Source organism: Halorussus pelagicus (assembly GCF_004087835.1).
Lineage (GTDB): Archaea > Halobacteriota > Halobacteria > Halobacteriales > Haladaptataceae > Halorussus > Halorussus pelagicus.
Genome location: NZ_CP035119.1, coordinates 1144093 through 1170795, shown reverse-complemented (window position 1 = coordinate 1170795; position 26703 = coordinate 1144093). Strand labels below are relative to the sequence as shown.

Annotated in this window: 22 protein-coding genes; 18 read left to right on the top strand and 4 right to left on the bottom strand. The window is 62.3% G+C overall.

Features of this window, described 5'->3' with window-relative positions:
- Nucleotides 1–38 precede the first annotated feature (38 nt).
- The gene (locus EP007_RS05990; protein ID WP_128476780.1) at nucleotides 39–1241 is read right to left on the bottom strand and encodes a helix-turn-helix transcriptional regulator; all 1203 of its coding nucleotides are present in this window, start codon (nucleotides 1239–1241) and stop codon (nucleotides 39–41) included.
- A gap of 130 nt (nucleotides 1242–1371) precedes the next feature.
- Here EP007_RS05990 and EP007_RS05980 point away from each other — a divergent pair, with 130 nt between their 5' ends.
- Nucleotides 1372–2649 carry a DUF7094 domain-containing protein gene (locus EP007_RS05980; protein WP_449405017.1) on the top strand — a complete coding sequence of 426 codons (1278 nt, stop codon included), beginning with the start codon at nucleotides 1372–1374 and terminating at the stop codon, nucleotides 2647–2649.
- A gap of 79 nt (nucleotides 2650–2728) precedes the next feature.
- Complete coding sequence (locus EP007_RS05975) at nucleotides 2729–3214, top strand: type IV pilin (RefSeq protein ID WP_243700453.1); 486 nt, start codon at nucleotides 2729–2731, stop codon at nucleotides 3212–3214.
- 47 nt (nucleotides 3215–3261) lie between these two features.
- Here EP007_RS05975 and EP007_RS05970 read toward each other — a convergent pair whose 3' ends face one another.
- Nucleotides 3262–3888, bottom strand: a complete 627-nt coding sequence (locus tag EP007_RS05970) for a methyltransferase domain-containing protein (protein ID WP_128476777.1) — start codon at nucleotides 3886–3888, stop codon at nucleotides 3262–3264.
- Between the two features lie 212 nt (nucleotides 3889–4100).
- Here EP007_RS05970 and ahaH point away from each other — a divergent pair, with 212 nt between their 5' ends.
- From ahaH to EP007_RS05900, 14 genes are all read left to right on the top strand, one after another.
- Nucleotides 4101–4433 carry an ATP synthase archaeal subunit H gene (gene ahaH, locus EP007_RS05965; RefSeq protein ID WP_128476776.1) on the top strand — a complete coding sequence of 111 codons (333 nt, stop codon included), beginning with the start codon at nucleotides 4101–4103 and terminating at the stop codon, nucleotides 4431–4433.
- Complete coding sequence (locus tag EP007_RS05960; RefSeq protein ID WP_128476775.1) at nucleotides 4420–6609, top strand: V-type ATP synthase subunit I; 2190 nt, start codon at nucleotides 4420–4422, stop codon at nucleotides 6607–6609. The genes ahaH and EP007_RS05960 overlap by 14 nt, the downstream gene beginning before the upstream one ends.
- A gap of 189 nt (nucleotides 6610–6798) precedes the next feature.
- Complete coding sequence (locus EP007_RS05955) at nucleotides 6799–7068, top strand: F0F1 ATP synthase subunit C (RefSeq protein WP_128476774.1); 270 nt, start codon at nucleotides 6799–6801, stop codon at nucleotides 7066–7068.
- Between the two features lie 24 nt (nucleotides 7069–7092).
- Nucleotides 7093–7674 carry a V-type ATP synthase subunit E gene (locus tag EP007_RS05950; RefSeq protein WP_128476773.1) on the top strand — a complete coding sequence of 194 codons (582 nt, stop codon included), beginning with the start codon at nucleotides 7093–7095 and terminating at the stop codon, nucleotides 7672–7674.
- Nucleotides 7671–8732, top strand: a complete 1062-nt coding sequence (locus EP007_RS05945; protein ID WP_128476772.1) for a V-type ATP synthase subunit C — start codon at nucleotides 7671–7673, stop codon at nucleotides 8730–8732. Before EP007_RS05950 ends, EP007_RS05945 begins: the two co-directional genes overlap by 4 nt.
- Entirely contained in the window at nucleotides 8729–9070 is a 342-nt protein-coding gene (locus tag EP007_RS05940; RefSeq protein ID WP_128476771.1) for a V-type ATP synthase subunit F, read from the top strand. The genes EP007_RS05945 and EP007_RS05940 overlap by 4 nt, the downstream gene beginning before the upstream one ends.
- The gene (locus EP007_RS05935; protein ID WP_128476770.1) at nucleotides 9067–10833 is read left to right on the top strand and encodes an ATP synthase subunit A; all 1767 of its coding nucleotides are present in this window, start codon (nucleotides 9067–9069) and stop codon (nucleotides 10831–10833) included. The genes EP007_RS05940 and EP007_RS05935 overlap by 4 nt, the downstream gene beginning before the upstream one ends.
- 4 nt (nucleotides 10834–10837) lie before the next feature.
- The gene (locus EP007_RS05930) at nucleotides 10838–12253 is read left to right on the top strand and encodes an ATP synthase subunit B (RefSeq protein ID WP_128476769.1); all 1416 of its coding nucleotides are present in this window, start codon (nucleotides 10838–10840) and stop codon (nucleotides 12251–12253) included.
- Nucleotides 12254–12655: 402 nt separating this feature from the next.
- Nucleotides 12656–19396: a PKD domain-containing protein gene (locus EP007_RS05925; protein ID WP_166035460.1), complete on the top strand. Its 6741-nt coding sequence runs from the start codon at nucleotides 12656–12658 to the stop codon at nucleotides 19394–19396.
- A gap of 121 nt (nucleotides 19397–19517) precedes the next feature.
- Nucleotides 19518–20216 carry a V-type ATP synthase subunit D gene (locus EP007_RS05920; RefSeq protein ID WP_128476767.1) on the top strand — a complete coding sequence of 233 codons (699 nt, stop codon included), beginning with the start codon at nucleotides 19518–19520 and terminating at the stop codon, nucleotides 20214–20216.
- 73 nt (nucleotides 20217–20289) lie between these two features.
- Nucleotides 20290–20685: a DUF6276 family protein gene (locus EP007_RS05915; RefSeq protein ID WP_128476766.1), complete on the top strand. Its 396-nt coding sequence runs from the start codon at nucleotides 20290–20292 to the stop codon at nucleotides 20683–20685.
- A 100-nt stretch (nucleotides 20686–20785) separates the two neighbouring features.
- Nucleotides 20786–20995 carry a DUF6684 family protein gene (locus tag EP007_RS05910; RefSeq protein WP_128478518.1) on the top strand — a complete coding sequence of 70 codons (210 nt, stop codon included), beginning with the start codon at nucleotides 20786–20788 and terminating at the stop codon, nucleotides 20993–20995.
- 101 nt (nucleotides 20996–21096) lie between these two features.
- Entirely contained in the window at nucleotides 21097–21609 is a 513-nt protein-coding gene (locus EP007_RS05905; RefSeq protein WP_128476765.1) for a TRAM domain-containing protein, read from the top strand.
- Nucleotides 21610–21848: 239 nt separating this feature from the next.
- On the top strand, nucleotides 21849–22331 hold the full coding sequence (locus EP007_RS05900) for a Tfx family DNA-binding protein (protein ID WP_128476764.1): 483 nt from the start codon (nucleotides 21849–21851) through the stop codon (nucleotides 22329–22331).
- Nucleotides 22332–22514: 183 nt separating this feature from the next.
- Here EP007_RS05900 and EP007_RS05895 read toward each other — a convergent pair whose 3' ends face one another.
- Nucleotides 22515–23345 (bottom strand): hypothetical protein, encoded by an 831-nt coding sequence (locus tag EP007_RS05895; RefSeq protein WP_128476763.1) that lies wholly within the window; start codon nucleotides 23343–23345, stop codon nucleotides 22515–22517.
- Between the two features lie 106 nt (nucleotides 23346–23451).
- On the opposite strand from EP007_RS05895, the gene EP007_RS05890 reads away from it, so the two are divergent.
- Nucleotides 23452–24237, top strand: coding sequence for an SDR family oxidoreductase (locus EP007_RS05890; protein ID WP_128476762.1), 786 nt, complete (start codon nucleotides 23452–23454; stop codon nucleotides 24235–24237).
- A gap of 1 nt (nucleotide 24238) precedes the next feature.
- Nucleotides 24239–24949, top strand: a complete 711-nt coding sequence (locus EP007_RS05885) for a Dph6-related ATP pyrophosphatase (protein ID WP_243700452.1) — start codon at nucleotides 24239–24241, stop codon at nucleotides 24947–24949.
- Between the two features lie 113 nt (nucleotides 24950–25062).
- On the opposite strand, the gene EP007_RS05880 is transcribed toward EP007_RS05885, so the two are convergent.
- Nucleotides 25063–26703, bottom strand: coding sequence for a methyl-accepting chemotaxis protein (locus EP007_RS05880; RefSeq protein ID WP_128476761.1), 1641 nt, complete (start codon nucleotides 26701–26703; stop codon nucleotides 25063–25065).

The window sequence follows — 26703 nt, the reverse complement described above, 5'->3', positions numbered from 1 at the left end:
CGAGCGACGCGAAACGACTGATAGGTTGGCGCGGGTTTCTAGCTCATCTCCGTCACGTCCTCGTCCGGGAGCGTGATGAGGTTCTCTCGGCCGATGCGAAGTTTGTCCACCTCGTCGTTGTCGTCCATCTTCGAGAGCAGTTGGGAGACCTTGGCGTTCGACCAGTTGGTTTCCTTGACGATTTGGCCCTGCTTCATCCGCCCGTCGTTGTCCCGTAGCAGGCGAAGGACCCGCTCTTCGTCGCTCAGCAACTCCGGCGCGGGTTCGTCGCTATCTCCGTCGTCCGCGTCTGCCGAATCGCCTTCGACGCCGTCGCTCGTCTGGGTCTCCGTCGCCGACGCCGGACTGTCGTCCCCGGACCCGCTCGACGACCCCGTGGCGGGCGTGGGGTCTACGTCGCGGCGTTGGGCCAGCGCGTATGCTCCGAAACTCCCCGTTAGGAGGACGAAGACGGCGACGAGACCGAACAGACTCGACCCTCCGGGGAAGAACCCTTCCGAGGGCGTTGGCGTCCCGATACTCTTCGGTGAGTACGTCACCTCGAAGTCGCCGCGAGTGAACTCCTGTGGACCCTCGTAGCGGAGGACGGTTCCGTTCACGATCTGTCCGCCCGACGGACTCGCACCCAAGATGTAGTAGTCGCTGGGCACCGTTATCACCAACGTCTGGTCCTCGCTCAGCGTCGGAAGCCACGTGTCCGACCCGACCCAGAACACGTCGCCGAGAACAATCTTGTTGTCGGTGAGTTGCGTGAAGTTCGTCCATGTGAACGAGAGCGTGAGAACGCCGACGCTGCCGTCGTTCCGAATCGCCGCCGACCGGCCGACTTCTCGGAGTTCCATCGAGCGATTCGACTCGGCGTTCACGCGCTCGACCACGCGCTCGAACGTGGGGGTAGTAAGTCCGGATTGGGAGCGTCCGTCCTCGTACTCCGACGCGAGTTGGCGGAAGGCCTCCGTCTCGTTGTTGTCCGCGAGGTGATACCGTGCCGTTACGTTCCACCGAGCGTCTCCGTTTTCCCGGAGTGTGATGTGCATTACCGTGTTTTCACGCACCGTCGCGTTCGACCCCGTCGAGGTCGTCACGTTCGCCGCGTCCGTCGTGTCCGTGACTACGGTCGCCCCCGAGGATGGGGAGAGCCGCATCTGGTCGTCCACTCTGTCTGCGGGCGAGTGGCTTGCCCCGACTCCGATTGCGGAGCCAACGAGGAGGACTACGAGGAGGGCGGCGAATAACCGCATACAATCGCGTGAATGCGCCGACAAGAAAATACTTTCCATCCGCAGATAAAACGTCAGCGGCGTCCGTAAAACGTCTCGCCTACTCTCGTCGGTTCTCGCCGCGTTTCACAGTTCCGGGGATATTTTAATCATGGGCCGTCGAGTACGCGTACGTATGCGATTCACCCCCGTTATGTTGGCATTGCTGCTCGCCCTCTCTCCCGGAGCAGTTGCGTCGGCACCGACCGCGCCAACGACGGTCCAAAACCCGGCGTCGGTCGCTTCGGCCGAAAGCGACGTGTCGGTCGCTCCGAGCGATACCGACACTGTCGGCATATCGACTAACGGCAACACGTCGGCGGTTATGACTCTCGGGACCGCTCCCGCGAGGACGGCGTTCGATTCGCCGTCGCTCTCGCTCGGAAGTTCGCTCTCCATGGACCGCAAGGAGTTCGAGACGCAATTCGACGCGAACGTGCTCGACCGTCAGGTCCGGTCGGCCGCGACCGTCGAGAAGCGCAAACAGATTCTCAACCGGTATCGCTACCGCATCGAGAATCGCATCATCTCGCTGAAGGCCACCGAACAACAGGCCACCCGAGAGTTCTCGAACGGAACGATTTCGAGGAGCGAGTACCTGCGAACGCTCGGCTATATCGACTCGAAAGCGCATCAAACTCGTCGCGCGATAGATACACTGGAACAGCAGGCGAGTCGAACGCAGTTCGGTTTCTACGCCCGTTCGTTGAAGACGAAGATGGTCGAACTGGAGGGTCCGGTCCGCGACCGAATCCGAAAATCGATGCAGGGTAAAACCGATCCGACGCGAATTCACGTCTCGACCACCGCTAACGGAGTCGTCCTCTCGATGGTTACGAACGGACAGTACGTCCGAGAAGTACATCGGATGGATAACCGCGACCCGAGCGTTAGCAGTCAGATATCTATCGACGAGGCCTATCGGAACGTAGTCAATCCGCGGTTCCCGTGGGCGACCATCGAGGAAAACCGACTCTCGGAGGCCAAGCGCCGCTACCCCTCGCTCAACGTTCTCCGATTCAGATACACGCACCCTCACGGTGATTTGACGGCGTACGTCGATAGAGGGACCGAGAAAATCTATCACACGGTGCAGTACAAACAGCTGACCGGCCAGACGCCGCTTCCGACGGGACCGTCGGTGAGTAACACCTCCAACAATGTTACGATCACCGCCGACCGCACGTACGCTGGCGGGCCGCTCCGCGTCAAGCTCACGAACGCCACGGGCGACCCGGTCCAAGGTGACGTTACGGTCAACGGCGAGCGTATCGGGCAAACGAACTCCGAGGGCCTCCTCTGGACGCTCTCGCCCGCCGAACAGTTCGAGGTCAGCGCGACCTACGACTTCCATCGGGTCAACGTGACGACGACGCCGGTCAAGTCGTAACGCGGCCGTCTCCGCTCGTCGGTTCAACTTCTCGCTCTCGGCCGAAGGTTAAAGCGTGAAGCCGGGACGAAGCCTCCCCGTGTCCAAGTGCGAACCGTCCTCCACCACCGACCGCGCGATGTCGCCCATCCTCGGTGTCGTCCTCCTGCTCGTCGTGACTGCGGCGCTCGCGGGGACCGTCGGGAGTGTCGCGCTCAGTACCTCGATGCCGTCCGATCCGTCGCGCGCCGCCATCGACCTGCGACTCGACGCCGACGAGAATCGCGTCACGCTACTCCACCGCGGTGGCGACGCCCTCGACGTGAACGCGCTGTCAATACGGGTTCGCATCGACGGAGCCGCGCTCGATGCTCAGCCGCCAGTGCCGTTCTTCTCGGCGGACGGATTCCGGCCCGGACCGACCGGCCCGTTCAACAGCGCGGCCGACCAGCGGTGGACCGCGGGCGAGACGGCGAGTTTCGCGCTCGCGGGGACGAACTCCCCGCTTCCGTCGTCCGGAAAGACGGTGACAGTGGCGATTTCGGTCGATGGAGTGGTTATCGCGGCGGTCGAGGAGGTGGCGTAATCGGAACGTCGCGTGCGTTCCGAGAAAATCGACTCGTTGCGCCCGACTTACCTGCCGTCGGGGTCTCGCGCAACGGTCGTGATTGCGATGTCGGGGTCGTAGGTCGGTCCCATCTCGCGGTGTTGGATGTCCGTGTAGCCTGCCTCGCGGAACATCCGGTCTGCCTCCTCGCGGTCGTAGAACAGCATGATTGCGTCGGCGACTTTCTGCATCACCGACGACTTGGGGTAGTTCGGGCCGACGACCAGCACCCGTCCGCCGGGCTTGACCACGCGGCGCATCTCCCGCAGGGCGACGACCGGGTTCGGCCAGTATTCGATGGACCCCGAGGACCACACCACGTCGAAGGCGTCATCGCGGAAGGGGAGGCGCTCGGCGTCCCCGCGGTGGAAACTCACCGGGTCGTGTTTGCCAAGTTTGTCCCACGCCTTCTCCAACTGGTGGACGCTCTGGTCCAGACCGTGGACGTTCTGTGTGTGTTTGAGCAGTCCTTCGGTAGCGAATCCGGTGCCACACCCCACGTCCAGCACGCGGTCGCCCTCGGAGATGTCGAGCATCGCCAGCGCCTCGTCGCGCATCTCCTCGTTCCAGATGAAGGGGTTGACGGTGTCGTACACCTTCGAGAGGTACTTGTAGAAGAGCCGGGCCCGGCTCTTGTCTTCGAGGATACCCATTACTCGACAGTTCGTGCCGCTAGCCAAATAATCCTGCTATTCGCGGCGGTTGCCTGAGCGAGAATAGTCAAAACTACTATACGTACCGTAACTGTTCGGCACGTACCACGTCGGTCGAGCGTCTGCGAGGGGCGCGACACCGTAGCGCGGCGTCGGAAAAGGTCGTTCCGCAAGTAGTATATAGGCGCTTCTGCAACTTTCGCGTGATTAGTATGCCGAGGCCAGAGGTTCTCGAACGAATCAAGGAGGCCGAACAAGAGGCCGACGACATCGTCGCCGAGGCCGAAGAGGAGCGCGAGCAGCGCATCTCCGACGCTCGGGAAGAGGCGGAGCAGATCCGCCACGAAGCCACGGAGGACGCGTCCGAGCTTCACGACGAGCGTCTCGCCGAGGCCCGCGAGGAAATCGAGACCGAGCGCGAGAAGGTTCTCGCCGAGGGCGAGAGCGAGCGTGAAAAACTCGAATCGCGGGCGCGAGGGAACGAGGAGGAAGTAACCGACTACGTGGTAGACCTGTTCGAGGAGGCGGTGCATGCTCAGACCTGAACAAATGAGCAAGGTGTCCGTGACCGGCTCGCGCGCCGTCATGGACGATGTCATCGAAACCGTCCACGAGCTGAATCTGGTTCACCTCTCGGACTACGACGGCTCGTGGGAGGGCTTCGAGCAGGGCAACCCCGTCGAAGGGGCCGACGACGCCTCCGAGAAGCTCGTCACCGTCCGGTCGCTCGAAAGCATCCTCGACCTCGACGAGGAGGACGCCGGACCGAGCCGAATCGTCACCGACGAGGAACTCGACGAGGAACTCGAATCCGTCCGCACCGAGGTCAATGAACTCGACGACCGCCGGAGCGAACTCGAAGACGAACTCCGCGACGTGGAGGAGCGCCTCGACTCGATGAAGCCCTTTGCGGACCTCGGTATTGACCTCGACCTGCTCTCGGGCTACGACGCTCTACAGGTCGCGGTCGGCCACGCCGACGAATCGGCGGTCCGCGACGCGCTCGCCGACGCCGACTCCGTCCGCGAGTTCGGCACGTTCGCGGGCGAGAACACCGTCGCGGTCTTCGCACATCCCGCCGACAGCGCCGATGAAGACGCGCTCGACGAGATTCTCGTCGGCGTCGATTTCGCCTCGCTGGAGGTTCCGGACGCCGAGGGAAGCCCCGAGGAGTACGTCGATAAACTCCAACGCGAGCGCCAGAAGCTCGAATCGAACCTCGACAGCGTCGAGAACGAGGTCGAACAGCTCAAGCTCGACACTGCTGGCTTCCTGCTGGCGGCCGAGGAGAAGCTGACCATCGACGTTCAGAAGGCCGAAGCGCCACTCAACTTCGCAACGACGGAAAACGCCTTCGTCGCGGAGGGATGGATTCCGACCGAGCGCTACACCGAACTCACCACCGCGCTCGGTGATACGGTCGGTGACCGCGTCGAGATTGACGAACTCGAACGCGCTTCTTACGACGCCCGCGAGTCACTCGGCCACGAGGAACCGGCGACCCACGACGAGTCCACCGGCGGCGAAGTCGCCGCCGACGGCGGCACGACGATGGACGGCGACCAACCGCCGGTCGTGCAGGACAACCCCGGCGCATTCAAGCCCTTCGAACTGCTGGTCGAGACGATCAACCGACCCAAATACTTCGAGTTCGACCCGACGGTCATCCTTTTCCTCACGTTCCCGGCGTTCTTCGGGTTCATGATTGGCGACCTCGGCTACGGACTCCTGTACATGGGAATCGGCTTCTGGCTGTACAGTTCGTTCGATAACGAGGCGTTCAAGAGCCTCGGCGGCATCGCGCTGTGGGCGGGTGGCTTCACGGCGCTGTTCGGTGTCCTGTACGGCGAAGTGTTCGGTCTGCACCAGCTCGGCGAGTGGGTCTGGGGCGGCCATCCGCCGATTAAGAAGGGTCTCCAGCCCGTTAACTCCGACTACGCGCTGACGTGGCTGGTCGTCTCGATACTCGTTGGACTCCTCCACATGACGGTCGGCTACCTGTTCGGCTTCATTGAGGAACTGAGCCACGACCCGGTTGACGCCGTTCTGGAGAGCGGCTCGTGGGTCCTACTGTTCGGGGGTATCTGGACGTGGATACTTAGCACGCAGGCCAGCGGACCGAAGCCCGATTTCCTCTTCAGCATCTTCGCTGGAGAGCCGTTCGCGCTCGGCTTCAGCGGCTTCTCGCCGCAAGTCGGGACACTCGGTCTCGCTATCGGTCTCGTCGGGATGGCGCTCTACGTCGCCGGTGAGGTCAAGCACCTCGGCGGTGCCGGACTCCTCATCGGTCTGCTGGAGAGCCTGAGCGTCCTCTCGGACGCGCTGTCGTACACCCGGATTGCCGCGGTCCTGCTCGCCAAGGCGGGGATGGCCTTCGTGGTCAATCTCCTGTTCTTCGGCGTCTACGTCACCGGCGAGGGAAGCCACGCTGAATGGCACTTCGGCATCAACCACATGCCCGAGGTCGGGACGACGTACCACGGCTACGAGGTGACGAGTCACATGTTCGGTGGTATGCTCCACTCCGGCATCGGTGGCGTGCTCATCGGCTTGCTCGTGCTTGTCGTCGGGCACCTGCTCGTGCTGGCGCTCGGTGTCACGAGTGCCGGACTGCAGGCGGTCCGTCTCGAATATGTCGAGTTCTTCGGCAAGTTCTACGAAGGCGGCGGCGAGGAGTACGAACCGTTCGGCTACGACCGGTCGTACACCACGCAGGACTGATTTCGTTCTTTTCTTTCGATTTACAGGAATCGGTCGTTTCGGCGCGATATTCTTTGGTAGTTGGTATCATAAACACCGGTTTGAGCGGTCCAGAACGGCGTCGCTGCCGAACTCTTTTGGGAAGCTTTATGACTACAGTAGCGGGAAATACGACTGTCCGGTTACGAGAGCCACAGAAGAAACAGAACCATGCTCGAACTTGCACCTGCATTCGTCGACGCGGTAACACTTGCACAGGAAACCGGTGCCGCCTCCGGTCCGGTCATCACTAAGAACGGGATGGCTGCGCTCGCAGTCGGTCTCGCGGCGCTCGCCGCGGGATACGCCGAGCGCGGTATCGGTAGCGCAGCCATCGGAGCCATCGCCGAGGACGAGAGTCTCTTCGGTACGGGCCTCATCATGACGGTCCTTCCCGAGACGCTCGTCATTCTGGCGCTGGTCACGTTCTTCGTCGGTTAAACAACCCCTTTTCCCTCTTGATCAATGAGCTTGGACACGGTAGTTGAGGATATTCGAAACGAGGCCCGCGAGCGCGCGAAGGAAATTCGTTCCGAGGGCGACGAGCGCGCAGCAGAGATTATCTCCGAGGCAGAGAGTGACGCCGAAGAGATACTCGCGGAGCAAGAACGGGAAACCGAACAGACAATCGCCCAAGAGCGCGAGCAGAAGCTCTCCAGCGCGAAGTTGGAGGCCAAGCAGAAGCGTCTCGAAGCTCGCCGCGACGTGCTACAGGACGTTCGCGGCTCGGTCGAGGACCGCATCGCCGCTCTCGAAGGCGACCGGCGCGAAGAACTGACGCGCGAACTTCTCGACGCCGCCAGCGAGGAGTTCGAGGATGGCGACACCGTCCACGTCTACGGCAAGCCCGAGGACGACGAACTGCTCACCGACCTCGTCGCCGAGTACGACGGCTACGAGTACGCTGGCGAGTACGACTGCCTCGGCGGCGTCGTCGTCGAGAGCGACCAGTCTCGCCTCCGCGTGAACAACACGTTCGATTCGGTGCTGGAGAGCGTCTGGGATGACAACCTTCAGGACGTTAGCAACCGCCTCTTCGAGCAATGAGCGTGAAAGAGACGAAAGGCACCTCGAACTACGAGTACGTCACCGCTCGGGTGCAGGCCCGGCGAGCGGCGCTGTTCGACGACGAGGACTACCGAAAGCTCGTCCGAATGGGTCCCAGCGAAATCGCCCGCTACATGGAAGAGACCGAGTACGAGAGCGAAATAAACGCGCTCGGCTCCCGATACGACGGCGTGGACCTCATCGAACACGCGCTCAATCAGAATCTCGCCAAGCACTTCAACGACTTGCTCGAGTGGGCCGACGGCCGACTGTACGAACTCATTGCCCGGTACCTCCGGAAGTTCGACGCGTGGAACGTCAAGACGGTCATCCGCGGGATTTACTCCGACGCCGAGAGCGAGGCCATCGCGGAAGACCTCATCTACGCTGGCGAGTTAGAGCGGTCGTTCCTCGACCGATTGGTCGAGGCCAGTTCCATCGAGGACGCCGTCGAGATGCTCGACCGCACGCGCTACGGCGAGGCGCTGGCCGAAGCGTACGAAACCTACGAGCAGACCGACGTACTGATTCCGCTGGAGAACGCGGTTGACCGCACGTACTACGAGGGTCTCATCGAGGGCGTCACCCGGTCGGACAACCGAGCGACGCAGTTGTACGTCGAGTTCCTGCAGTCCGAAATCGACTTCCGAAACGCGCGCAACGCGCTCCGTATCGCGCGGAGCGGCGCGGACCTCGACCCCGTGGACTACTTCATCGATGGCGGACAGTTGTTCGATGCGTCGGAACTGTCGCAGTTGTCCACGAACGTGGACGAACTGATAAGCTTCATCCGCGATAGCACGTACGGCGACAACCTCTCGACGGCGCTCGACGAGGTTGAGCGTGCAGACAGCCTCATCGCCTTCGAGCACGCTCTCGACGCCGCACTGCTGGAGTATTCCGACCACCTCTCGCACGTCTTTCCGCTGTCGGTTTGTCCGGTGCTAGCCTACGTGCTGGCCAAAGAGCGGGAAGTCGATAACATCCGCGCCATCGCCCGCGGCCGCGAGGCCGGTCTGAGCGAGCGCGAAATCGAGAACGAACTGGTGATGCTATGAGTCAGGAGATCGCCGTCGTGGGCAGTCCGGAGTTTACCACCGGATTCCGCCTCGCTGGCGTCCGGAAGTTCGAGAACGTCCCCGAGGACGAGAAGGAGACGGAACTCGACGACGCAGTGACCCGCGTTCTCGACGACGACGAGGTCGGCATCGTCGTGATGCACGACGAGGACCTCGACTACCTGTCCCGGCAGGTCCGGCAGAGCGTCGAGACGAGCGTCGAACCGACGATGGTCTCCATCGGCGGCGGCGCGGGAAGCGGCGGACTGCGCGACAAGATCAAGCGTGCAATCGGTATCGACCTTATGGACGAAGACGAACAAGGTGACAACGAATGAGCCAAGCAACTGATTCCGACGTTGTCCGAGAGGACGGCGTCATCGAGAGCGTAAGTGGACCGGTCGTGACCGCCACTGACCTCGACGCCCGGATGAACGACGTGGTGTACGTCGGCGAGGAAGGGCTGATGGGTGAGGTCATCGAGATCGAAGGGAACCTGACGACGATTCAGGTGTACGAGGAAACGTCGAACGTCGCACCGGGCGAACCGGTCGAGAACACCGGCGAACCCCTCTCCGTGGACCTCGGTCCCGGCATGCTGGACTCCATCTACGACGGCGTCCAGCGCCCGCTGACGGTCCTCGAAGACAAGATGGGCGCGTTCCTCGACCGCGGTGTGGACGCACCCGGTATCGACCTCGACAAGACGTGGGAGTTCACTCCCGAAGTCAGCGAGGGCGATACGGTCGAACCCGGCGACATCCTCGGCATCGTGCCCGAGACCGAGAGCATCGACCACAAGGTCATGGTCCCGCCGGACTACGAGGGCGGTGAAGTCGTCTCCATCGACAGCGGTAACTTCGACGTGGAGGAGACGGTCGTCGAACTCGACAACGGCGAAGAGATTTCGATGCGTCAAGAGTGGCCGGTCCGCGAGGCCCGACCCAGCACCGACAAGAAGACGCCCCGAACCCCGCTCGTCACCGGTCAGCGCGTGCAGGACGGCCTGTTCCCGCTGGCGAAGGGCGGGACCGCGGCGATTCCGGGTCCGTTCGGGTCCGGCAAGACCGTGACCCAGCAGCAGCTGGCGAAGTGGGCCGACGCCGACATCGTCGTCTACATCGGCTGTGGCGAGCGTGGCAACGAGATGACCGAGGTCATCGACGACTTCCCGAACCTCGAAGACCCCGTCACCGGGAAGCCGCTGATGTCCCGCACCTGCCTCATCGCCAACACGTCGAACATGCCCGTCGCGGCGCGCGAATCCTGCGTGTACACGGGTATCACCATCGCGGAGTTCTACCGTGACATGGGGTACGACGTGGCGCTGATGGCCGACTCCACCTCGCGGTGGGCCGAGGCCATGCGCGAGATTTCGTCGCGTCTCGAAGAGATGCCCGGCGAAGAGGGCTACCCCGCGTACCTCGCCGCGCGCCTCTCGGAATTCTACGAGCGGGCCGGATACTTCGACAACATCAACGACACCGAGGGGTCTGTCACTGTGGTCGGCGCGGTCTCGCCGCCCGGCGGTGACTTCTCGGAACCCGTCACCCAGAACACCCTGCGTATCGTCAAGACGTTCTGGGCACTCGACGCGGACCTCGCCGAGCGCCGTCACTTCCCCTCGATCAACTGGAACGAGTCGTACTCGCTGTACAAGGAACAGCTCGACCCGTGGTTCGTGGAGAACGTCGCCGAGGACTGGCCCGAACAGCGCCAGTGGGCGGTTGACGTGCTCGACGAGGAAGACGAACTGCAAGAGATCGTTCAGCTCGTCGGTAAGGACGCGCTGCCGGAGGACCAGCAACTCACGCTCGAAGTCGCCCGCTACATCCGCGAGGCGTTCCTCCAGCAGAACGCGCTGCACGACGTGGACACCAACTGTCCGCCCGAGAAGTCCTACCTCATCATGGGCGCAATTCGGACGTTCAACGACGAGGCCTTCGACGCGCTCGACGCTGGCGTCCCGGTGGACGAGATCACGGACATCGACGCCGCGCCCCAGCTGAACCGCATTGCGACGACTCCGGACGACGAAGCCGACGAGTTCGTCGCGGACCTCGAAGACGACATCAAAGCACAGCTCCGAGACCTCTACTAGAACCATGAAAGAGTACCAAACGATTACGGAAATCAGCGGCCCGCTGGTGTTCGCGGAAGTGGACGAACCCATCGGTTACGACGAGATCGTCGAAATCGAGACGCCGAACGGCGACACCAAGCGAGGACAGGTCCTCGAATCGAGCGACGGTCTCGTCTCGATTCAGGTGTTCGAGGGTACCGAGGGTATCGACCGGAAATCTTCGGTCCGATTCCTCGGCGAGACGATGAAGATGCCCGTCACCGAGGACCTGCTCGGTCGCGTCCTTGACGGTTCCGGCAACCCCATCGACGGCGGCCCGGAAATCGTCCCGGACGAGCGACGAGACATCGTCGGTGCGGCGATCAACCCGACCGCCCGCGAGTACCCCGAAGAGTTCATCCAGACCGGTGTGTCGGCCATCGACGGCATGAACACGCTGGTCCGCGGTCAGAAGCTCCCCATCTTCTCCGGGTCCGGTCTGCCCCACAACGAACTCGCGCTCCAGATTGCGCGACAGGCGACCGTGCCGGAAGAAGAGGAAGCGGGCGAGGACGACGAAGGCTCCGAGTTCGCAGTGGTCTTCGGCGCGATGGGTATCACGGCCGAAGAGGCCAACGAGTTCATGGAGGACTTCGAGCGAACGGGCGCGCTCGAACGCTCGGTGGTCTTCACGAACCTCGCGGACGACCCCGCAGTCGAGCGGACGGTCACGCCGCGCCTCGCGCTCACCACCGCGGAGTACCTCGCGTTCGACAAGGGCTACCACGTACTGGTCATCCTCACGGACATGACCAACTACTGTGAGGCTCTACGCGAAATCGGTGCGGCCCGCGAAGAGGTGCCGGGCCGCCGTGGCTACCCCGGTTACATGTACACCGACCTCGCACAGCTCTACGAGCGTGCGGGTCGTATCGAGGGCCGGGAGGGGTCCGTCACCCAGATTCCCATCCTCACGATGCCGGGCGACGACGACACCCACCCCATTCCGGACCTGACCGGATACATCACCGAGGGTCAGATTTACATCGACCGCGACCTCAACTCGCAGGGCGTCGTTCCGCCAATCGACGTTCTGCCGAGCCTCTCGCGCCTGATGGACGACGGTATCGGCGAGGGGCTGACCCGCGAAGACCACGGCGACGTGTCCGACCAGATGTACGCCGCGTACGCGGAAGGTGAGGACCTCCGCGACCTCGTGAACATCGTCGGCCGCGAAGCACTGAGCGAACGCGACAACAAGTTCCTTGACTTCGCCGACCGGTTCGAAGAGGAGTTCGTGGACCAAGGCTTCGACACGAACCGCGACATCGACGAGACGCTGGACATCGGCTGGGACCTCCTGAACATGCTGCCCAAGGAGGCGCTCAACCGTATCGACGAGGAACTCATCGAAGAGCACTACGAAGGAGAAGACGCCGAAGAAGTCGCCGCGGACTGACGGCGTCGCTTTTCGTTTTTCGAGCAATCACTGTCGCAGTCGTATCTGTCGTGCTACGATTTCATCGCCGTTTCTCTGCACTCTAGGCTATAATAAGATATAAGTCATATACGAATCTCGAACTATCCAATGGGTTCAAAATCTAGAATAATTGCGGTATTATTCACCGCATTTCTAGTTCTTTCTTCTGTCGTATCGCCTGCCATGGCAATGAGTGCGTTCGTCTCTCCACAGAGTGCACCTGCCAGTAACGGACCAGCGAGTATCGCTACCGCCGGTAATACCGACTCGTCGGTCACCACGAACCAAGCACTCGGAGTCGCAAACGCGGACAGGCTAACGTTCGTCGCTGGAAACGGACATGTCACCGCGACGAACGCGTCCGCGTCGGTCGTCGGGCCGATGGCTGACCTCGATGACGACGGCCAGGCGGAACTCCCGTACGCCGACGACGGCACCGTAAAGTCAGTTGACGCCACCGGCGAAAATCGGACGTTGGCGTCAGGTGTCGCCGAGAGTCCGACGCTTCTCGGTGTCGGCGACTGGGACGGTAACGGTCGCGTCGGCGTACTCTACGCCAACGCCAGCGACGGCGACTCTCTCTATCGCGCCGAAGTCGGAACGACTCCCCAGCGGGTTCTCGACGTGCCCGCGTCGGCAGTTCTCGGTGTCACTACCTTTGACGCCGACAGCGACACGGACATCGTGTTCGTGGGCGAGTCAGGCGGTCTCAAGTATTTCGACGAGGGTCGCGTCCGAAGTACGGGGTACTACGATGTCGGTGCGACTGACGCCTTCGGTGCGGGGAGACCGGCCGACTTCGACGGCGATGGGCGTGCGCGCGTGCCAGTCGTAGACACCGACGGCAACCTCGTCCTCGTCGGCTACGACGGTGAGCGTCGAGTGGTGAGGGCCGATTACGACACGGCGGCGAATGCTCCACTCGCGGCGTTCGACTGGATGGGCGACGAGACGCCCGAAATCGTCCACGTCGGCGCCAACGGTCGGTTGCGATACGCCGCGTTGAACGGGACAGTGGATCTCGTGCGCGATGCGAACGGATCGGCGATCTCCGCCGACAGCGCGGTCGGTGTGAGTGGGTTCCCGCAGACGAACCGCACTCTCCCCGAGACGCCGAGTGCGCCGTCGCTCCTCACGCCGACGAACTCACTCACGAACGCCACGACCATCCACGAGATTACGTATCGAGTCGGAGAGAACTCGACGCTCGCGGGTGAGTCGGTCGCCAACGTCGAGGTACGGTATCAGAACGAAAGCGCCGACGTTCGCGGTGTCACCACCGCCGACGTTGTCGCGGGTATCGACCGTGACGGTGACGGCGCTATCGATTCGGGGCTGAACGCCACGGATAGCATCGATTCGGTATCGTCGGACGGTAACCACACGCTGAAATTCTCGCTCAACGGCACCGACGCCGCACAGGCCGACGACACGCTCGTCGTCAGATACGGAAACGTCACCAATCCCACCACTGCGGGCAAGTACGCGGTCGGAGTCGCAGTGGACGACGCGACGGAGAAATCAGGGTATCTCGACATCGACGCGCCGACGACCGGTCCGGTCGAGGCGACCGTGACGAGAGTCGGGCCGAACAAGATGACCGTCACGGCTCCGACCGTCTCGTCGGGCAACCTCCTGACTGCGGACCTCGCCGAGACGGCGGTAGCCGACGAAACCGGGGTGAGTCTCCATCGACTGAACGTGACGTTCGGAACTGACGCCCACACTAACGCCACGCTGACTCGCTCCGAGAACTTCTCCGTACCGGCAGTGGGCGATACCGATTCGAACGTGACTGGTCTGAGCCACTTCCGGTTCTCCGGGGACTCTCCGACCTCCGCCGACGTACGGAACGCTCGGGTTCGGTTCTCCGTGAGCGCCCAGAAGGTGTCGCAAGACCTCGACGAAGTGGGCCTGTACCGATACGCGAACGACTCGTGGACCCGGTTGCCAACGACGCTAATCGCGGTCAACGAATCGACGTACACGTTCGCCGCGGACTCGCCCGGTGTCGGTCAGTTCGCGGTGGCGGCCGAGGACGGACTTGAACAGGCACCCGACGCAATTCAGTCGGTCGAGATAATCGACGAACTTGACCGAGATGGCGACGGAAACGTCTCGGACTTCGCGCTCCGCATCGAGGCGAACACGAGCGTCGCCCTCGATAACGGAAGCGTCGGCGACCCCTACTACGAAGTCTACGTCGGCGGCGAGCGACGCCGGATTCTCGGCGTCACCGCCGAGAACGAGAGCAACGAGACCGTCGTTCTCAGCTCGCGGGAGTTGGACGCCGAGGCTGGCGAGCGTAACGTTCGCGTGGCTCTGTGGGACGATGATGAGTACGACGCTAACGAGTCCGGCCGAGATAAAGCCGATACGTGGTCCGGGACAGTCGCGTACGAACCGACGAAGAAAGACGCGACCACGAACGCCACGAACCTCAGTCTCGCTATCGACTCGGGCGACATCTACGAGGAGATGCACAACCGGTCGCTGAACGCCAGTTTCTGGGACGGGAGAGCGGGAACGTACGCCAACGAGAGCGCCGAACTCGTCCGCAAGGAACTGGAAACGAAAGTCGAATCGCTCTCGTGGGGACTGGTCGATGTCGGAACGAACGATAGCGCGGCTGAGCAACGCCAGAGCTTCTACAAGAAGTTAGAGAAGAAAAGCATCTCGAAGAGCTACGAGAAGCTAGACCCGAGACTGGCCAGTCAGTATTCGTTCACCATGAAGACCTTGTCGCACTCGCGGACGTTTGTCCATCTTACCACGTCGGCGGAATACTTTATCCGCGGCGCGCAGAGCGATGCCGTCGCACGTCATCTCGATGACCCCGGTTACAACGGCCGGAACTACACTCGCCTCCACGAAAACCTACAGGCGCTCTCTACGAACTCCGAGGAGTTGGAGTCGGCCAAGGCGACTAACGACACCGCTCGCGTGAACGAACTCCTCAAACAGCGACAGCACCTCCTCGAAGAGACGTACAAACTTGTTCCGGCGTACGCCGACGAGACCCACCAGAGCGTCGTTCAGGACCTCGCAGGGGAGGAAGACCTCCAGTCCTACGAAGTCACTCGACAGCTACTTGACCGTCTTCGTCTGGTACTCCAAGTGGACTACAGCTCCACGACCGAAGAGCTAACCGACAGTCGAGACACACTCGCCGGAACGAAAGACATGCCGACGAACGGGTGGACCGTCCAGTATTCGCTCCGGGACGCGCTCGCGGATTCGTGGGACGAGTACCTCGCTCACCCGAAAACGGGTTCACAGAACCTCGGCGAGGTGTTCGCCGAGGCACTCACCCCGAAAGAACTGTACTCCGACGCCGACCGGTACGGCGAATCGGTCGTCTACGACTCGATGGACGGGTTCGAGGACTACACCGTCTATCGAATCGATATCGACCCCGAGACGGCCGACCGCTCGAACCGGAAACTGTCGGTCAAACTCGCTAGACCGAACGCCAGAGTCTCCTCGTCGGCTGTCAGCACGTTTGACGCGGTACTGACCGGAGAGCCGCCGGAGGACGTGTCAACTGTCGAGGGGACCGAACTAATTCCCGTTGAGAGCGACGACGCGATTAGCCAGAAGCGAACTATCGACGCGACCAAGGATACGTACTATCTCACCGTTCGGTCGAACATCTCCATCGGGATGTACCAGCTACTCGCCACGACTAACCGGAAAGGAACGACGGGCGGTCCCGGTGGCACTGCGGTCGAAGTCCTCGACCGGCAGGGAAGCGACAGCCAGCGTCCCGCACTTACTCTCGAAGACGCCCCCGAGGCACAGCAATTGCGCCACGGCCAGACCGTTCATGTGAGTAGCGACGAGTCGGTCCCGCTCTCGTGGCATACGTGGGACGTTGCGAGCGACCCCGAAGAGTTAGAGTACAAGTACCGAGTCTCGAACGACACCGGAACGTCCGACTGGTCGTCGTGGCAATCAGTCGGCCCAACAGGAAACATCGACCAGTTCCTCTCGCTGTCGCCGGGCTATCACGATGTCCAGATGGTCGTCCGTGACCAGAAAGGCTACCGGACCGAGCGAATCGTCACGATCAAGACCGACGTGACCGCGCCCCGGATTTCGGTCTCGTCGGTCGGTAACGAGCGGTCGCCGCTCGTCCGGACGCTCGTGAACGAGCGGATTCGGTACGTCGAGTACCAGTATCACGACGCCAACGAGACCGGTAACTGGACCGACTGGCAACGAATCACCAACACCGAGGAACTCGGACTGCTCCCCTTCGAGGCCGGACCGGGTACCTACGAACTCCGCGGCCGGGCCGTTGACCTCGCCGGTCGGAAGAGCGACTGGAACGCGACCGTCTTCACGGTCAACGAGACGACGACGAATCACACGACGTTCCCCATCGAGAACCGAGACGGTAACGTGACCGAGAACGGGACGGTCGCCGGAAACGGGACGGTGAGTTTCAACGCGAGTAACGCTACTGGAAGTGACGGCGGATTCGACGGCTGGCGCGAAATCGACCTCGGTGTCGGCGGTATCGACGGTAACACCACGATGACGATTTGGGCGGACACGCGGCAGTTCCCCCGAGTTAAAATCGCGTCCATCAACCTGACCGCCGACGAGAATATCACCCTGACCGAACTCATCCCGCCACGACTCTGGGCCAACACCGAGATTATCATCGAGTTCCGGGGTGACGGAACCGCAGACCTCAAGCACATCAACCTCACGCGTGCGACCCCGATGTTCGTCAACGCGACGCCGAGTTCGCCTGCGGTCGGCGAAAACGTTAGATTCGAGGCCTCGACTGTCGAAGGCTACCGCGACCAGATTCGCTCCGTCGAGTGGGACGTAGACGACGACGGGAGTTACGAGGCGACCGGGTGGAACGTCAGTCGGTCGTTCCCCTCGAAGGGGACGAAAACGGTACGGATGCGCGGGACGAACACCCACAACGAGACGGTCGTCGTCACGAAGACCATCGAGGTGAACGCCAGACCCACCGTTACGGTCAATGGGACCGACACCGTCCGAACCTACGAAACTGCGACCGTCGAAGTTGTCAACGCGAGCGACTCCGACGGAACGGTCGTCGGCTACGAGTGGGACGTAGACGACGACGGCGTCTACGAGCGGTCCGGTCGCAAGGTCAATCCGGTCTTCGCGGACGACGGACCCCGGCAGGTGACGGTTCGCGTCACTGACGACGCGAACGGAACGGCGACTGCGACGCACACCGTCAACGTCACCAATCGTCCCCCGAGTTCGGCCGTGGACCAATCGGTCGTCCGCGCCGACGAACCCGTGACGTTGAGTGCGACCGAGACCACGGACATTGACGGGACGGTCGTCGGCTACGAGTGGGACACCGACGGCGACGGAAGCTATGAGACGACCGACGAGTCCGTTTCGGCGCAGTTCAACGAGACCGGTCCGACGAACGTCACGCTCCGAGTCACCGACGACGACGGCGCGACGAACACGACGACCGAGACGCTGACGGTCACGTATCCGCCGTCGGTCGAGATACGCGACCCCGGAAACGTCACCGAGGATACTCGGCAGACGTTCGAGGCGGACGCGACCAACCCCGACGGAACCATCGCCTCGTACGACTGGACGCTGGGCGACCTGACGGCGGGGTCCGGACCGACCGTCAACCACACGTACACGTCGGCTGGCTACTACACGATTACCGTCACGGTCGAAGGCCAGCAGGGCCTGACCGCCAGCGACTCGGTGAACGTGACGGTGAACAGTCCGCCGAGCGCCTATCTGGTGGCCAACGCGACCGTGCTAAACACCTCGGAAGCCGTCGAACTCGACGGCCGGTCCTCGCTGGACCCCAACGACGGCGACTCGCTCACCTACGACTGGACGTTCGGCGACGGGGCGACCGCGCCCGACTCGAACACTTCGGTCGTCCATCGCTACGACTCGGCCGGTGTGTACGACGCCGAACTGCGCGTCACCGACGAGTTCGGTGCCTCCGACAGCGCCTCGGTCAACCTCACGGTAGACGACGCGCCGACCGCGGCCGGGAACGTGACACCGACCGAACCGAACCCGAACGAGACCGTCACCTTCGACGCCTCGGCGTCGAGCGATCCGAACGCTAACGACTCGCTGACCTACGAGTGGGAGTTCGGCGATAACGCGACCGCGACGGGAATGAACGTCAGCCACGCCTACGAGAGCGGCGGCAACTACTCGGTGACGCTCACCGTGACCGACAGCTACGGGAAATCCGACACCGAAAACTGGACCGTCTCGGTGAACCACGCGCCGATTGCGAACGCGACGGCGACGCCGAGTTCGGTGAACGTGAGCGAGACGGTGACGTTCGACGCGTCGGGGTCGTCGGACCCCGACGGCGACGCGTTGACCTACGAGTGGGACTTCGACGGTGACGGGACGTACGACGCGACTGGCGTAACGGCGAGCCATTCCTACACGGAGACCGGAATATACGACACGACGGTAACTGTCACCGACGAGTACGGTGCAACTGCGATAGACACAGTGACTGTGACGGTGGAAGAGAGTATACCGACGAACGGACTTGTCGCCAACTGGGAACTTAACGGTGACGCGACGGATTCGGTGGGATCGAATGATGGTACTATCCACGGCGACGTGTCGTTTGTTTCCGGCAAGCAGGGCGAAGCAGCGTCGTTCGACGGCAGTGGCGACTACATCCGGTCGGACGACTTCAGTCCGTCCGGTGACTACACAATCGCTACGTGGGTCAAACCATCCTCTGTCCAGATTCAAGGTATTCTCGGAGATTCCATGACCGGGGACGGGTGGTTTTTGGAGTTGCGGGACACTGGCGAAGCTAAATTTGGCTTCAATGACGGCCACCCCAACGCGATTACCTCCGGTTTCGACTACCAGCCAAACAGTTGGTATCACGTCGTTGGCGTTTGGCGAAACGGCGAAGAGCAGGTTTGGGTAAACGGCAGATTAGTCGCAACTTACGACAATGGGGTGAAAAACGATGCAGGTGCGCTCCACATCGGTAGGCAGACTAACGGTGGTAGTGACTTCCACGGACTCATTGACGACGGCCGGTACTACAACCGTTCACTCAGCCAGTCCGAAATAGAAAATCTCTACAACACGACGAAGTAACACGTCTCCATCCCACCTTGACACAGACGCATGAGACGGCGCGTTGACGAGCTATCGTCCTCGTTCTCCCCGACCCAGACTGTAAAAGGTTAACCCCCTTGAGCCACAACCTCCCCCTAAGATGGCCAAGGACGTCAAACCCACTCGGAAGAACTTGATGCAGATAGAGGACCGCATCGAACTCTCCGAGCGGGGTCATGACACGCTGGAGAAGAAGCGTGACGGTCTCATCATGGAGTTCATGGATATCCTTGATCAGGCCCAAGACGTGCGCTCGGGCTTGGAGGACAACTACGAACTCGCCCAGCAGAAGATAAACATGGCTCGCGCGATGGAGGGCGACGTGACGGTCCGCGGTGCGGCAGCCGCGCTCAAGGAACACCCCGAAATCACCACCGAGTCCAAAAACATCATGGGCGTCGTCGTCCCGCAGATAGAATCCTCGAAGGTTCGGAAAGGACTCGACGAGCGCGGGTACGGCGTCCTCGGGACTAGCGCGCGCATCGACGAGGCCGCCGAGGCCTACGAGGAACTGCTCGAAAGCATCATCCTCGCGGCGGAGGTCGAAACCGCGATGAAAAAGATGCTCACCGAAATCGAGACCACCAAGCGCCGCGTCAACGCGCTGGAGTTCAAGCTACTTCCCGAACTCAAGAATAATCAGGAGTACATCGAGCAGAAACTCGAAGAGCAGGAGCGCGAGGAGATTTTCCGCCTCAAGAAGATCAAGGCCAAGAAAGAAGAGGAAGCGAAAGAAGAGCGCGCGGCCGCCGCGGCCGAGACCGAGGAAGCGGCCGAGACCGTCACGGCCGACGACTGACGATTTCACTTTTCTCGCCCGAGACTCGTCTCGCTCCACCGACGCTTTTTACCGCTCGCGCCTACGCTCCAGTATGACCTGTCCGTCCTGCGGGAGCGAGCAGTTAGTCGTCGCCGTCCCGGCCGACCTCCGAGAGCATCTGCCCGAGGCGAGCGAGCGCATCGCCGTCTGCACGCGCTGTTTGGCGCTCGACCAGACCGACGAAGCGCCAGCGGATGACCCCGATTTCGCCCGAATCAGCGACGCCTTTCCGACCGGCGAGGCGGGCGTCGCCATGGCGCTCGCGGTCGGGCTGTTGGACTCGCTGGCGCTCTACCGGAGCGAAATCGCGGCCCTGCTGGAGCGCGTCGAGCGGGGCGGTGCCGACCCCTTGCTCGTGCTGGATCGACTCAACGCCGACCCGGAACTCGACCCGCAGTTCGACGTGTCTCGACGGCGGACGCAGGCCGAGCAACTGCTGTACGACTGACCGGGCGCGACGTTGCGGACTAGCGGTCGCCGCTGCCACCATCGGCGTCCCCGCGATGGCCGCCGCCGTTATACCCGTTCGCGTCGTGCGTCCCTACGGCATGCCCCATCCAGTGTTCAACCGCGAGACGTTGCTGGACATCTCGGTGAATATCATCCCGCTGGTCATCATCCTCCTTTTCACGGCGTTCCTCCTGCTGTTCTCGCCGTGGTCCCAGAACATGTTTATCGAAGTCATCGCGCTCGGACTGCACGCCATCCCGTTCGTCTTCCTCGCAATTCTGACGTACGTCGCGGCCTACTACATCTGAAGGCCGAGGCAGAACTCGGCGTCTCGGGCATCGTCATCGACCGCTGAAAAGTGGTAAGACGGTACGTAAAGGTTTAGGTAGACCGGCCAGTACCCACACCCATGCCGGACTGTCCACTCGCTGAAGAGTGCCCGAGTTTTCAGGAACGTATCGAGGGAATGGGTTGCCAGCACTACGGCGACCGTGGCGGCGCAGAGTGGTGTCAACACTACAGCCAGCCGATCTCGGAACTCAAGACCGCGCCGGTCCAACCCGGCGAAGAAGTCGTGGTGGACGTGGAGGACATCCACGAGAGCGGCGCTGGCGTCGGTCGCACCGACGACGGCTTCATCGTCATGGTCGATGGCATCCTGCCCGAGGCCCGCGCGAAGGTGCGAATCACGAACGTTCACGGCAATCACGCCGAGGGCGAGGAACTCGAACGCCTTCCCGAAGAGGGCGAAGAAGCGGACGAGACGGACACCGAATCGGTCGAGGAGACCGACGACGCCGAGGAGAGTGACACCGACGAACGCGACGCCGAAAGCGATGCAGACGAAAACGACGCCGACGAGCGCGACGACAGCCCGTCCCGGACGAGACTCGGGAGCCGGGACAACTTCTGGGGGAGCTAACCCCGGAGTCGGCGGTCATCTGCGGTGGGGTGGACAGTCCCAACGATGCGTTTTCGCCGCAGTTCGTCGCGCTCGTCGTTCCTTCTCGGGCCTCTTCGTAGCGATTGCGGACGCTTTTTGCGACGCTTTCTCGTCGCACGGGTTCAGCCGCGCGACGCGGCGGGTTTTTTTCGTGCCGAGTGCGTACTCGCAGTCATGAACGCGCCCAACTCTGAACGCGACTCGGCGGGTGAGTCGCCGTGACTGACCGGTACGACGTGGACGAGATTCTCGACCGCGCGGGGTTCGACGCCGAAATCAGCGTCCTCACCCGACGACAGGCCGAGGTGCTGGCCCTGCGCGAGCGCGGGGTCGCGCAGGCGACTATCGCTGACCGACTGGGTACCTCGCGGGCCAACGTCTCCAGCGTCGAGGCTAGCGCCCGCGAAAACGTCCGGAAGGCCCGCGAGACGGTCGCGTTCTCCGAGGCGCTCCGCGCGCCAGTCCGGGTCGCCGTCGAGACTGGGACCGACCTCTACGACGTGCCCTCGCGGGTGTACGACGCCTGCGACGAGGCGGGCGTAAAGGTCTCCCACGCCGCGCCCGAGTTGATGAAGCGCGTGAGCGACGAGGCCGGAGACGCCGTCGAGGGCCGCGAGGTCCACGAGGACCTGCTCATCGGTGTTACGACCGACGGATCGGTGACGGTCCGGAAGTCGCGGGAAGTCACGCGCGAGACGTAAGACCGTTCTTTGCGTTCATTCGGTTCTATTACGGAGCGAACGCGCGAGCGGCTGTACAAAGAATTTATAAAACTAAGTGTCTATAATTGCACTTGAGCGTCAAGACGTGGCGTGATGAGCCTGTTCGACCATGCTCGAAAGGGCGTGGGGACAGGAACCACGTCTTCTGTCTACATCTACTAGTTAGCGTAGCCTCTCTAACTCGGCTTTAGCATCGTCGAACCCCTTATCCGCCAGCTTGATAATTGGGGTTATAGAGCTTGACGATGGGGGTTCCGCATCTTTTCGAGCCATACCGCCCTGATACCAGCATTGCACGCGCTGACTCGGCGAGTTTCCCTGCAACTCTGCCAAGTCTAACACTCTGTACTGTTCGGACTGTCGTTTCATCGCCGAAAACGCTTCTCCCCAGCGGTCTCCGCTATGTTGGGCGTGTGGCGCTCGGAGAAGCGGATTCGAGTAGTTGTACTCTCCCCTGTGTACCCTATACGAAAGATACGATGCAACGAGGTCAGCGAGCAGACTCTGTGGATAATAGGTTTCGGATTTTAAGCAGTGTGTGACCGACGGAATGGCGTCACGAAGTCCGCTCAACGCCTTGACCACTGGTTTTGCTTTCTGTTCTCCTCCGTCGATAATCGTGACGCAATCTTCGTACGGGTCGAGAACACTATCGACGAGTAACGCGGTGTGAACTGCTTCGATTTCGTGTTGTGTCTCTCTACTTTTTTGAATGTGATGATAACAGCGTAGTTTCCCCCGATAGCTTTTGATAACCCGTTCGAAAAACGCTTGATTCTCCTCGATTCCGATATTCCGTGCTTTGTTGCTAAACAGTTTGAACTCCGAGACACTCTCTTGGCGTGCAATCGCACTTAACCGGTCGAGGAGTTGGAACTCTTCGTCTCTCTCCGTGAGTTCGACCGCAACTGTAACTGTCGTCTCTTCACGGGTACTCGAATCAACTGCTACCGACGATTCCATCGCCGTTCCGGCAATCTCGAACGGTCGCACGTCTTACTAGATTTAGTTTACAAGTAGTATAAGTAGCTTTAATTCTGATTTCGGAACAATCACCGCCACCCCGAGACCTTTGACCTCGGCCTTCGAATCACCGGCTATGGACCTCGGATTGGACGGTAATTCGGCACTGGTAACGGCGAGTTCGAGCGGTCTCGGCCGGGCCTCGGCGAAGGCCCTCGCGGCCGAGGGCGCGAACGTCGCGCTCTGTGCGCGCGGCGAGGAGAAACTCCAAGACGCCAAAGAGGAGATAGACGCGGCGGGCGACGGCGACGTGGTCGCGGTCCCGACCGACATCACCGACCCCGACGAAATCGAGGCGCTGGTGGACGCGACCGTCTCGGAGTTCGGCGGTCTCGACCACGTCGTCACCTCGGCGGGCGGACCGCCGAGCGGCCCATTCCTTGAGACGACCGAGCGCGACTGGTACGAGGCCTACGACCTGCTCGTCATGAGCGCGGTCTGGGTGACCAAGGCCGCCCACCCGCACCTCGCGGAGAGCGACGCGGGCACTGTGGTCAACGTCACCTCCACCAGCGTTCGGGAAGCCATCGACGGGTTGGTCCTCTCGAACGCGGTCCGACGCGCGGTCATCGGTCTGATGAAGACCCAAGCCCGCGAGTTCGCGCCCGAGGTCCGCGTCAACGCGGTCCTCCCCGGCGCGCACGAGACGCCGCGGATTCAGGAACTCGTGGAGGCGTCCGTCGAGCGCGGCGAGTACGACACCTACGACGAGGGACTTGCCTCGTGGTCCGACGACATCCCGCTGGACCGCGTGGGCCACCCGCGGGAACTCGGCGACGCCGTGGCCTTCCTCTCCAGTGAGCGCGCGAGTTTCGTCAACGGCGTCGCCATGCCCGTAGACGGCGGCCGCCTCCGGAGTTAACGTGGCGACCACGGAAGCCGCCCCGACGGTCCTCTCGTGGAGCGGCGGCAAGGACGCCAGTTACGCGCTCTGGAAGATGGAGCAGGCCGAGACGGACGCGAACGTCGAGGTGGTCGAACTCCTGACGACGGTCTCGGCCGAGACCGGCCGCACCAGCATGCACGGCGTCCGACGCGACCTCTACGAGCGACAGGCCGCGGCGATTGGTCTCCCGATTCAGTTCGCCCACCTTCCCGCGGACGCCGACAACGACGAGTACGAGCAGGTCATGGCTGAAGTCACGGCCGACTACGCAAATCGGGGCGTCGAACGACTCGCGTTCGCCGACCTCTACCTCGAAGACGTGCGCGACTACCGCGAACAGCGACTCGCCGACGCCGAAATCTCGGGCTACTGGCCCGTCTGGGGCCGGGACACCGAAACGGTCGCCCGCGAGTTCGCCGACGCCTTCGCGGCCACCGTGGTCGCGGTGGACGACGACGCGCTCGACGCCGACTTCGCCGGTCGCCGGTTCGACGCCGACTTCCTCGCGGACCTGCCCGACGGCGTGGACCCCTGCGGCGAGAACGGCGAGTTCCACACCTTCGTCCACGACGGCCCGATTTTCGACGCGCCCGTCCCGGTCGAGACCGGCGAGCGCGTGACGAAGGAGGTCGGACACGGCGATAGCACGGTTCACTACTGCGACCTGCTCGCGGCCGAATCGCGCTGACTCCTTGCCGGGTCGATGCGCCCACTCTCCCAAGAGTTCGAACCTGCTGAGGAGTCGGGGACTGACCCGGAACACCACGAGCAGTTGTGCGCTGTGTCGCTGGCCCGCCGTACTTATCGGCTCTCGACCGACTCGACGCCGTTTCCGTCGGACGCCAGTGGCCGGTCGTCGCCGCTCTCGGCATCCGACGTGACGACCGAGTCGTCAGACGAAACGGCAGCATCGTCGGTCTCCATCTCGAAGTTTCCGAGGAGCGTGTCGAGTTCGCTCGACTTCTCCGAGAGCGTCTCGACTTCGGTCGAGACCTGACTCAGCGAGGCGGTCTGCTCCTCGGCGGCGGCCGACACGTTCTGGGCCTCGGCGGATGTCTCCTCGCTGATGCTGGCGACTTCGCTCGCCATCGAGACGACCTGTTCGGTCGTGGACGCCTGCTCTTCGGTGGCCTCGTGAATCTCCTGAATGCCGTCGTTAGCGTTCTCGACATCTTCGACGACTTCTTCGAGCGTCCCGAGGCCCTCGTCGATAGTTTCCATTCCCGTATCGACCCGGTCGCGCATTTCCTGCATGTCCTCGACAGTCTTGGAGGTCGAGTCCTGCACCTGATCTATTAGGTCGCTGATTTCCTGCGTGGCGTCACGGGTCTCCTCTGCGAGGTCTTTCACCTCGTTGGCGACGACCGCGAATCCCTCCCCGGCTTCACCCGCTCGTGCGGCCTCTATCGAGGCGTTCAACGCCAGCACGTTGGTCTGCTCGGCGATACCGTCTATCAGGTCCACTACCTCGCCGATCTGGTTCATCTCGTCGTCCAACTGTTCGACGGTCTCGACAGTCTCGACCGTGGTCTCTTCGATACGGTCCATCTCGTTCATCGCCTCGTCCGAGAGTTCTCGACCGGCCGAACCCTTCTGGGCGGCCTGTTCGGAGAGAGACGCGACCTGATTTGCCGAGGCGGCGACCTCCTCGATGGTCGCCGAGAGGGCACTCATCTCGTTGGTGACTTCATCGACGTGGTTCGACTGCTCGACCGCTCCCGCCGAGATGTCCGCGATGGATTCGGCGACCTCTTGGCTCGCGTTCTCGACCTCCTCGGCTCCGGCGCTCGCCTCCTCGCTGGCGTTGGCTACCTCGACCGAGAAGGCCTTGATTCGGCCGATAGTCCGTTCGAGGTTCACCATCATGTCGTTGAACTGCTCGGCGATGTGTTCCATCGCCTCACTGCGACTTTCCGTTTCCATCCGTTGGGTCAGGTCCCCGTCCGCGGCCTTCTCCATGACGCCACCGAACTCCGTAGCCTTCTGTTCGAGCGCGTCGGTGAACGTCTCCAACTCTTCCTCGCGTTCCTTGGCGTTCTGGCGGGCCGTTTCGGCCTGCTGTTCGGCCTGTTTGGCCGCTTCGCGCTGTTTCTCTGCTTGCTGTTTGGCTTGTTCGGCCTCTTTGCGGTCCTGTTCGGCCTCCTCGACGACCTCTTTCATGTCCTCGACAACTGCGAGCGTCGCGGTTCCGCCGATGGCGAACACGGCGACGGTCGCCGTCATCAGCGGAGCGGTCGCCAAGTTGAGCATTTCCTCGTAGAAGCCTGCCTTCTCGAACATCAGGCTCCCCGTCCACAGGGTACCGAGTCCGGAGGCGAAGACGAACGTCAACCAGAACGCCGCTTCGGTTTCGCTGTCGCGGTAGTTCAACAATCCGACGACGACTGCCCCGGCGAACCCGAGCATGCCAACCGCGTCGAAGAGCGGGGTGAGTCCGACCAT

Excerpts from the sequence above, each read along its gene's own strand:
- EP007_RS05990 (WP_128476780.1), bottom strand. The coding sequence starts at position 1,241 with ATGCGGTTATTCGCCGCCCTCCTCGTAGTCCTCCTCGTTGGCTCCGCA.
- EP007_RS05980 (WP_449405017.1), top strand. The coding sequence starts at position 1,372 with ATGGGCCGTCGAGTACGCGTACGTATGCGATTCACCCCCGTTATGTTG.
- EP007_RS05970 (WP_128476777.1), bottom strand. The coding sequence starts at position 3,888 with ATGGGTATCCTCGAAGACAAGAGCCGGGCCCGGCTCTTCTACAAGTAC.
- ahaH (WP_128476776.1), top strand. The coding sequence starts at position 4,101 with ATGCCGAGGCCAGAGGTTCTCGAACGAATCAAGGAGGCCGAACAAGAG.
- EP007_RS05960 (WP_128476775.1), top strand. The coding sequence starts at position 4,420 with ATGCTCAGACCTGAACAAATGAGCAAGGTGTCCGTGACCGGCTCGCGC.
- EP007_RS05955 (WP_128476774.1), top strand. The coding sequence starts at position 6,799 with ATGCTCGAACTTGCACCTGCATTCGTCGACGCGGTAACACTTGCACAG.
- EP007_RS05950 (WP_128476773.1), top strand. The coding sequence starts at position 7,093 with ATGAGCTTGGACACGGTAGTTGAGGATATTCGAAACGAGGCCCGCGAG.
- EP007_RS05945 (WP_128476772.1), top strand. The coding sequence starts at position 7,671 with ATGAGCGTGAAAGAGACGAAAGGCACCTCGAACTACGAGTACGTCACC.
- EP007_RS05940 (WP_128476771.1), top strand. The coding sequence starts at position 8,729 with ATGAGTCAGGAGATCGCCGTCGTGGGCAGTCCGGAGTTTACCACCGGA.
- EP007_RS05935 (WP_128476770.1), top strand. The coding sequence starts at position 9,067 with ATGAGCCAAGCAACTGATTCCGACGTTGTCCGAGAGGACGGCGTCATC.
- EP007_RS05930 (WP_128476769.1), top strand. The coding sequence starts at position 10,838 with ATGAAAGAGTACCAAACGATTACGGAAATCAGCGGCCCGCTGGTGTTC.
- EP007_RS05925 (WP_166035460.1), top strand. The coding sequence starts at position 12,656 with ATGGCTGACCTCGATGACGACGGCCAGGCGGAACTCCCGTACGCCGAC.
- EP007_RS05920 (WP_128476767.1), top strand. The coding sequence starts at position 19,518 with ATGGCCAAGGACGTCAAACCCACTCGGAAGAACTTGATGCAGATAGAG.
- EP007_RS05915 (WP_128476766.1), top strand. The coding sequence starts at position 20,290 with ATGACCTGTCCGTCCTGCGGGAGCGAGCAGTTAGTCGTCGCCGTCCCG.
- EP007_RS05910 (WP_128478518.1), top strand. The coding sequence starts at position 20,786 with ATGCCCCATCCAGTGTTCAACCGCGAGACGTTGCTGGACATCTCGGTG.
- EP007_RS05905 (WP_128476765.1), top strand. The coding sequence starts at position 21,097 with ATGCCGGACTGTCCACTCGCTGAAGAGTGCCCGAGTTTTCAGGAACGT.
- EP007_RS05890 (WP_128476762.1), top strand. The coding sequence starts at position 23,452 with ATGGACCTCGGATTGGACGGTAATTCGGCACTGGTAACGGCGAGTTCG.
- EP007_RS05880 (WP_128476761.1), bottom strand. The coding sequence starts at position 26,703 with ATGGTCGGACTCACCCCGCTCTTCGACGCGGTTGGCATGCTCGGGTTC.